9 protein-coding genes are annotated in these 7,806 nt (G+C 58.8%); all 9 read left to right on the top strand.

What is annotated here, in order from left to right:
• The first annotated feature begins 158 nt into the window (after positions 1-158).
• On the top strand, positions 159-2,366 hold the full coding sequence (locus tag Q1K23_RS06150) for a cation-translocating P-type ATPase (protein WP_300363269.1): 2,208 nt from the start codon (positions 159-161) through the stop codon (positions 2,364-2,366).
• A 4-nt stretch (positions 2,367-2,370) separates the two neighbouring features.
• Positions 2,371-2,676, top strand: a complete 306-nt coding sequence (locus Q1K23_RS06145) for a hypothetical protein (protein ID WP_300363268.1) — start codon at positions 2,371-2,373, stop codon at positions 2,674-2,676.
• 44 nt (positions 2,677-2,720) lie between these two features.
• A complete protein-coding gene (locus tag Q1K23_RS06140) occupies positions 2,721-3,437 on the top strand; it encodes a DUF2202 domain-containing protein (RefSeq protein ID WP_300363267.1) in 717 nt (238 codons plus the stop codon).
• 200 nt (positions 3,438-3,637) lie between these two features.
• A complete protein-coding gene (locus Q1K23_RS06135; protein WP_300363266.1) occupies positions 3,638-3,871 on the top strand; it encodes a hypothetical protein in 234 nt (77 codons plus the stop codon).
• The gene (locus Q1K23_RS06130) at positions 3,868-4,200 is read left to right on the top strand and encodes a hypothetical protein (RefSeq protein WP_300363265.1); all 333 of its coding nucleotides are present in this window, start codon (positions 3,868-3,870) and stop codon (positions 4,198-4,200) included. The genes Q1K23_RS06135 and Q1K23_RS06130 overlap by 4 nt, the downstream gene beginning before the upstream one ends.
• A 322-nt stretch (positions 4,201-4,522) precedes the next feature.
• Positions 4,523-4,864, top strand: a complete 342-nt coding sequence (locus Q1K23_RS06125; RefSeq protein ID WP_300363270.1) for a YtxH domain-containing protein — start codon at positions 4,523-4,525, stop codon at positions 4,862-4,864.
• A 4-nt stretch (positions 4,865-4,868) separates the two neighbouring features.
• Entirely contained in the window at positions 4,869-6,989 is a 2,121-nt protein-coding gene (locus Q1K23_RS06120; protein ID WP_300363264.1) for a heavy metal translocating P-type ATPase, read from the top strand.
• On the top strand, positions 6,986-7,210 hold the full coding sequence (locus tag Q1K23_RS06115) for a FeoA family protein (RefSeq protein WP_300363263.1): 225 nt from the start codon (positions 6,986-6,988) through the stop codon (positions 7,208-7,210). Before Q1K23_RS06120 ends, Q1K23_RS06115 begins: the two co-directional genes overlap by 4 nt.
• Positions 7,207-7,806: FeoB small GTPase domain-containing protein (locus Q1K23_RS06110; protein WP_300363262.1), on the top strand; the 600-nt coding region annotated here is incomplete at its 3' end. The genes Q1K23_RS06115 and Q1K23_RS06110, both read left to right, overlap by 4 nt.

Raw genomic sequence — 7,806 nt, 5'->3', positions numbered from 1 at the left:
CGGCTCCTTGTGAATATGAGATTCAATATCAAAAAGATACACTGCAATTAAACGCCATCTTTTCTTAAGATAGTATTAATATGATAATGGTTCTCATATTAAGTTCCGTTTTACGGCATCGGTTCCATAATGTCACGAAAGATTGATGGAGCGAGAAGATGAATGACGATTTCGTAATAAAGAGCAGAGCGGGAAACCGCCTTCGGATCAAATCCGTACATTTTGCGAAAGAGAGCGCCATTGAAAAGGTGAAAAAGGCCTTCGAAAACGATCTCGAAGCTTTCAGGGCCAACCGGGCGTGCCGTTCCATCGTGCTCCGCTACAGGAGAGACCGCATCGACGAAGCGGGCCTGATGGCGCGTCTGCGAACGCTTTTTCCCAAAACTTCCGTTTCCGCTCCCGCCGCCACGGCATGCGGGATCGAAGGCAGCTGCGTCTCCTGCGAAAGAAAACGGCAGGAACCCGGAAGTTTTCGTCGAAAATTGATCGAATTCGGTCTTCTTAGCGGTTTTGCGCTCTATCTGTTTGTAAAGGAGTCGATCCTGGGCGTCGCCGTCGCGGCGTCGCCGCTCTCTCTGGTCGCCGCCGTTTCGGTGTACGCTGCCTTGCCGCTTCTGAGAGAGTCCTACGAAGATATCAAGGAGGGACGCTTTACCCTGCAGACCTTCATGAGCGGCGCGCTGATGATGGCGATCGGGCTGGGAGAGGCGACGGCGGCGTTCGAGATCATCTACATTCTGCGGGGCGGCATGCTGCTTGAAGAGTACATCGCCAACCGCTCGAAAGAGGAGATCCACCGCCTGGTCGAGCTGGATGTCAAAAAGGTCTTCGTGCTCGTCGACGGCGCCGAACTGGAAGTGCAGATGCAGAAGGTCCGCCCGGGGGATGTCGTGGTCTGCAGAGCCGGCGAAAAGATTCCCGTCGACGGCGTCGTGCAAAAGGGCGAGGGCGAAGTGGACGAATCGATCATCAACGGCCGAAGCGAGCCCGCCTTCAAGCAAAAGGGCGACAAGGTCTTCGCCGGGACGGTCTGCCGCGACGGGCGTCTGTATATCGAAGCCACGGCGCTCGGGGAGGGGACCTACATCGCCCGGGTCATGTCGGAGGTGGAACGGGCCCTTGCCGTCAAATCTCCCAGCGAAGTGGAAGCCGACCGCCTCGCCTCGAAACTCCTGAAGCTGGGAAGCTTCATGACGGTGGCCACCTTCCTGGTCACCGGATCGTGGCTTTCGGCCTTTTCGGTCATGATCGTCATGTCCTGCCCCTGCTCGACGGTCCTGGCGGCCAGTACCGCCATCAGCGGCGGCATCGCGGTGGCGGCGAAACAGGGGATCCTCATCAAGGGCGGCGAGGCGCTGGAGAAGGTGAGCCAGAGCGAGGTCTTCTGCTTCGACAAAACAGGCACCCTCACCACGGGCGAGCCGCTGGTGAGCGATATCGTGATTCTTGGCGACCTGGACGAAGCGGAACTGCTGCGTCTTGCCGCCGCGGCCGAATACCGAAACACCCACCCCATCGCCAGGGCGATCGTCAAAAAAGCGGAAGAGAAGGGCCAGAAGGTTTCCCAGGCGTGGGAGATCGAAGTGCTGCCGGGTTTCGGCGTCGTGGCCAAAGGCGACGAACGCCGTCTCATCGTGGGAAACGCGCGGATGATGGCCCGCTACAAAATCTCCGTCAAACCGTTCAGGGAGGCGTCGGAGCGGCTTCACGAAGAGGGCAAAACCGTCGTCTATGTCGCCGAAGGCAGGGAGCTGCTGGGGCTGTTCGGCGTGATTCACGAAGTGCGCCCCGGAACGCGCCGCATGATCGAAGACCTAAGAAATCGGGGCGTTCGGCAGATCGTTTTGTTGACCGGCGATGAAAAGAGGGTGGCCGAAGCGTTCGCGAAACGATTCGGTTTCGATGCGGTCTTTTCCGAACAGACCCCCCGGGACAAGGCGGCCACCGTCGAGGCGCTCGCAGAGCGCTACGACAACGTGGTCATGATCGGAGACGGCGTCAACGACACGCTGGCGATGAGCCGGGCCGATGTGGCCGTGGCGTTCGCGGCCAGCGGCAACGAAGCGGCCATCGAGGTGGCCGACATCGCCGTGAGCCACTCCCATCCCTGGGATATCGTCGCACTCTATGACCTGAGCAAAAAAACGATGGAGGTGGTGCATCAGAATTTCTGGATTGGCACCTCCACCAACATCGCCGGCGTGGCGTTCGCGATGATGGACAGGCTCTCTCCCACCGCCGCCGCGGCGATCCATATCGGCCACACGGTAGGCATCATGGCCAACTCCTCGAGGCTGATGCTGCTCGAGCCGGCGGACAGGAAATATCTGGAGACCATCGAAACCATCGATAAGGAGGAAGAGTAGACAGATGAAGATTTCAAAAGAGGAGCTGGCCCGTATCGCCGCCTGCTTTACGATACTTTCGCACACCAGAGGCAGGCTTCGCGCCCGGGTCGATCCGAAGATCACCCAAAAGGTCGAAGGCCTTCGTATCGAGCATATCGAAGAGATCCCCGAGCGTATCGAGGGGATCGAAAAGATTCGCCTCAACCCGCTCAACGGTTCCGTTACGATCCACTACGATCACCGGAAGCTCCCCAAAGATCTGTGGGAAGACCTGGTGAACGGTGAAAATATCGAAGCGTGCCTCGAGAGGATACGGATGAACGGCTGACGGCCTGTAATGGCGGTATCAAACAACAAAAAGGAGGAAAAAAGATGACAAACTACGACGAGGATCTGCTGGTCGGCCTGCGGGTCGATCCCCAATACGACGAACCGATTCTGCACCAGGTGCTCAGAATCGCCATTTACGACGAGTTTCACGCTTACGAAACCTACCGAAAGACGATCGACACCTTCGGACCCGTCGATCCTTTCGTGAATATCATGGAGGCCGAGATTCGTCACTACAGCGCGCTGGAACCGCTGCTAAGAAGGTACGGCGTCCCCGAACCCGTCGACAACTGGTACGAAAAGATCGAACTGCCCCCCACGCTGGTGGAGTGCTGCGAAGTGGGTGTCGCCGCGGAGATCGACAACGTTCTGATGTACGACAATCTGCTGATGTATACCCGCGAGTACCCCGATATCCAGGATGTGCTCTACCGGCTTCAGGCCGCTTCGCGCGACCACCATCTGCCCGCCTTCAGACAGTGCGTGCAGCGCTACAGTGCCGCGCCGGTGGATATCGACGCGATCTATTCGACCTATTCGAGCCACCAGATCGCCGACGAAAGCATACTCGCGCAACTTTCGGAAGTGGGAAATCTCATGAAAAGGGCTGCCGCGGGAGAGATCGACCAGAGCGAAGTGATGAAGTTTCTCTCCAATACCAACCTGGCCTTCTGGGGCGGCCTGGCCGCAGGTGCGGCCGGTGCCGTGTTGATTCCGAAGCTCCTGGAGGAGCTCGCAAAAAACGACAAGGAGGCGTAAGCGATGCAATGGATACCTTTTACGCTGGGCGTCGTCGTGGGCGGGGCCCTTGTGAAGTGGGTTTCAGGCAAAAAAGAGGAGAAAGAGAAAGCCGAAAAAAAGAGCGAAAAGTAGGTGGCGCAGAGCCCGGCGTAGATGCCGCGGACTGTTGCCTTCAAGATGACGGGCATGGCCTGTGAAAGAAGTGAAGGAGTATCGATATGTTGCCGTTTGTGATGGGAGTGGTGGCCGGAGCCGCCGTGGTTGTCGCCGTAAACAAGAAAGAGAAGATCGCCGAAGGCGTCAAAGAGGGGGCGCAAAAGGCCAAAGAGGTGGCCGAAGAGATCAAGGAGAAGGTCAGGAAAACGGCCGAATGCGTCACCAAAGAGGATGACAAGCCCGAAGCTACCGCGAAAAGCGGGGAGAAAGCGAAGACGAAAGGCGAAAAAGGATGATCGATACGATCGAACAACGAAGCGTCACAAGCTATCTGGTCAGCGGAACGGTTTTTTCGGCCGTTTTCGGCGGATCCATGAGTTACGACAGGTATCAAAAGGGTGAAATTTCCGGCTCGGATGCCCTGCTGGAGACTTCGCGTCTGGCCGTGCAGGGCGGCATCGCCGCCTCGAGCGCGGTCTGGTGCGCCAATGCGCTGGGGCAAAGAGACTACCTTGGCGCCATGCTTGGCGTGGGCGCGGGGTTTTTGGGTGTCTATGCCGCGCAGAAGGCGGCGGAAAAGATCGAACGAACCATAAAAAAGAAGGAGGAAAACGATGGAGAATAAAACCAACCAAAACGGCATGACGGGCAACGGCGAAGGCGCAAACGGTAACAATAGCGGCTACCGGAACGAAGAGGGCGGCGGCATGAATGAAGGCGCTCGGGGCTTCGGGCAAAACGGCGCACCGCAGGGGGGTGCCTATGCCCAGGGTGGCTACGGAGCCGATAGGAACGGCTCGGCACAGGGTGGGCCCGGAGCGTCGGGCGGGTATGGCGCCTTTGGCGGCGCGGGTTACGGACAAGCCGGTGCGGCGGGCGGTTACGGTGCCGGCGGCGCCCGGACGGGCTACGGCTTCGGCGCGGGACAAGAGGGCGGCATGCGCGGCATGGGCGGAGGCTACGGCGGCGCGGGGGGCGGGTACGCCAATCCGCTCGCCAGGGCCGCGGCGATGCAGAACGCCGCATCCAACCCCTACTACGCGGCCAACCCTGCGCCGTCGCAGACACCCCCCGTCGGCAGCGGCCTGCTGGACGGTTTCGATACCGCCAACTTCGTCAAAGGTGCGCTGATCGGTGCGGCGGGCGCCTATCTGCTGACCAACGAAAACGCCCAGAAGACGATTTTCAAGATGATCGCCAAAGCGACGACCCTCTTTCAGGCCGGTATCGAGGAGATGAAAGAGCGCTACGAAGACGCCAAAGCGGAAATCGAAGAAGAGAACGGATAGAAAGATGGAACGATTCCGTCCGCTCCATCGGTCGAAGCACAGACTTCGTTACCGGTGCGAGTGCCTGAAACGCCGTTTCAATCACGAAGCCTGGCTGAACGAACTAAGAGCGATACGCGGTGTCAAAAATGTGCGGCTCGCCGAAGCGGCGGGCAGCATCGTCTTCTACATTGACGGCGCCGATATCCGGGAGATCGAAGCGCATCTGGAGCGTTTCGACCCCTCCCGCTATCCGCTCGACGCGCTGGACGAGGCGATGCTTCGCCAACGACCTCCAAAAAGCGGCATCGTCCGCTCCGCCGGGGCGCTGGCTTTGGCCCAGGCGGTACCGAGCGATCCGGCGAAACTTCTCTTTACCCTGCTCGCCTCTTCGCCGCTCTATCGTGACGCCATCGGAGAGCTCTTCACCGAAGGACTCACTTCGAGGGTGCTCGAAGCGACCGCCGTGGGTGTCAGTACGGCACGCAAGGACTACCTCGCCGCCAACGGCACGAACTTTCTTCTGGAGGTCGGGGAGTATATCGAAGAGAGCAGCGAACAGCGCAGCAACGAGCTTCTTGCCGAACTCGCCAAATCGGAGATCAGGGAGGCATGGGTTCAGAAAAAGCGCGAAAGCGGCAAGGTGGAAACGGTCAAAGTCGCCGTCGAAGATCTGAAGATCGGGGATATCGTCGTCGTTTCGACGGGGGATACGATTCCCGTGGACGGCCACATCGTGGAAGGAAGCGCGACGATCAACCAGGTCGCCATGACGGGCGAGAGCGAACCGGTGCTGCGTGAACGGGGCGACCGGGTCATATCCGGGACCGTCGTGGTCGAGGGGGAGATCAAGATTTGGGCGGAAAAGGTCGGTTCCGAAACGGCGACGGCCAGAATCAGAGAGTACATTTTGGCGACGCTCAACGAAAAATCTTCCGTGGAGCTTCGGGCCAGACGGCTTGCCGACAAGCTGGTGCCCGTGACACTGGGGCTTGCCGGTGTCGCCTGGATGATCAACCGGGACTGGTCCGCCGTCGCTTCGGTGCTTCAGGGGGACTATTCGTGCGCGCTCAAGCTGGCGACGCCGGTGGCTTTCAAATCCTCCATCGCCTATGCGGGGCGGGAGGGGATCCTGATCAAAGGGCCCAAAGCCATCGAAGCCCTCGCGGAGGCCGATATCTTCGTCTTCGACAAGACCGGCACCCTCACCTACGGGGAGCTGGAAGTGGTGAGCGTCTCGACTTTCGACGAAGCGTGGAGCGAGGATGATCTGCTCAACCTCGCCGCGAGCGCGGAGGAGCACCATTTCCACCCGATCGCCCATGCCGTCGTCGAAGAGGCCAAGCGGCGGGGTTTTTCGCACATGCACCACGAAGAGGTGAAATTCATCGTCGCCCACGGCGTACAGACCGAAGTCAACGGCAAGGAGGTGCTCATCGGCAGCCGCCATTTCCTCGAAGAGGACAGCGGTATCGACTTTTCGGCCCACGAAAAGAAGATCGAAGCGTGCCTTCTGGAGGGCAAGACGATTCTCTATGTCGCCTACGACGGCAAACTTCTGGGAACCGTCGGCATGCGCGACAGGGTCAGGGAGAACGCCTCCGAAGTCGTCGCGCGCCTCAAGGAACTCGGCGTCAAAAAGACGGTGATGCTCACCGGAGACATCGAAGCCAAAGCCAGACGGATCGCCGAAGAGGCCGGTATCGACGAAGTTTACGCCGACCTCAAACCGACCATGAAGGCGCAGATCATCGAGCGCCTCAAATCGGAGGGTGCGAAGGTGGCGTTTGTCGGCGACGGGATCAACGACGCGCCGGCGATGAGCCGGGCGGACGTGAGTGTCTGCATGAGCAAAGGGGCCAATATCGCCAAGGTCAGCGCCGATATCGAGCTTCTCAAAGACGATATCGAAGGGGTGGCCGAAGCCAAGGAACTGGCCGTCAAAACGCTTTCGCTCATTCACGCCAATTTCGGCGCCACCGTCGGGATCAACACGATGATCCTTCTTGGCGCCGTACTGGGCAGACTCTCGCCGCTGGCGACGGCCGTCTTGCACAACGGCACCACCGTTGGATTGCTGGGTGTCTCGCTGGGCGGCGTCCGGCTGGAAAAAGAGAGAAAAAAGCGAAAGGAGAAGAGAGCATGAGTTTGAGTGAACTGCCGTTGAAAAAAAGGGCCCGGATACGGAGAATCCGGGCAAAAAACGAAGCGATAAGAAGCCGTCTTCACGCCCTGGGGGTCGTCAAGGGCGAGAGAGTGAGGCTTCTCAATCATACGCTGGCGAATCAAACCTTCGAAATCGAGGCGGGCGATACGCGGCTGGCCCTTCGCAAAGAGGAAGCCGACAGTGTGGAGGTGGAAGCGTGAAAACGATCAAAGTCGCCCTGGTGGGCCAGCCCAATGTAGGCAAGAGCGCCCTGATCAACGCCATCAGCGGGGCCCATCTGCATGTGGGAAACTTTCCCGGCGTCACGGTGGAGTACAAGAAGATCACGCTCACACGAGGGGACTACCAAATCGAGATGATCGATTTGCCGGGGATCTATTCGCTGGAGACCTACACCCCCGAGGAGGAAGTGACGAAAAACTATCTGCTTCGGGAGGATTACGATGTGATTCTCAACGTCGTGGACGCGAACGCTCTGGCACGGAATCTCAATATGACCCTGCAACTGTGTCGGCTCGAAAAAAAGATCGTGATCGCTTTCAACATGTACGACGAAGTCACAAAACTCGGCGGCGCCATCGATACGGAAAAATTCGGAAAAATCACGGGTGTTCCCGGTGTCGCCACGTCGGCGAAAGAGAAAACGGGCATAGAAGAACTTTTTAAAAAGGTGATCGAGGTTTACGAGCGGGAAAAACCCGAATGCCGCCTCGCTTACGACGAGCGGATCGAAAAGGAGGTCGAAGCGATCGCGAAAATTCTCGAAAAAGAGAGCTTTCCGCTTCCGGCGCGTTTC

It is taken from the genome of Hydrogenimonas sp. (assembly GCF_029933015.1).
Lineage (GTDB): Bacteria > Campylobacterota > Campylobacteria > Campylobacterales > Hydrogenimonadaceae > Hydrogenimonas.
This window is presented reverse-complemented; position numbering and strand designations above follow the sequence as displayed.

Coding starts and splice junctions, on each gene's coding strand:
- Q1K23_RS06150 (WP_300363269.1), top strand. CDS start 159: ATGAATGACGATTTCGTAATAAAGAGCAGAGCGGGAAACCGCCTTCGG.
- Q1K23_RS06145 (WP_300363268.1), top strand. CDS start 2,371: ATGAAGATTTCAAAAGAGGAGCTGGCCCGTATCGCCGCCTGCTTTACG.
- Q1K23_RS06140 (WP_300363267.1), top strand. CDS start 2,721: ATGACAAACTACGACGAGGATCTGCTGGTCGGCCTGCGGGTCGATCCC.
- Q1K23_RS06135 (WP_300363266.1), top strand. CDS start 3,638: ATGTTGCCGTTTGTGATGGGAGTGGTGGCCGGAGCCGCCGTGGTTGTC.
- Q1K23_RS06130 (WP_300363265.1), top strand. CDS start 3,868: ATGATCGATACGATCGAACAACGAAGCGTCACAAGCTATCTGGTCAGC.
- Q1K23_RS06125 (WP_300363270.1), top strand. CDS start 4,523: ATGGGCGGAGGCTACGGCGGCGCGGGGGGCGGGTACGCCAATCCGCTC.
- Q1K23_RS06120 (WP_300363264.1), top strand. CDS start 4,869: ATGGAACGATTCCGTCCGCTCCATCGGTCGAAGCACAGACTTCGTTAC.
- Q1K23_RS06115 (WP_300363263.1), top strand. CDS start 6,986: ATGAGTTTGAGTGAACTGCCGTTGAAAAAAAGGGCCCGGATACGGAGA.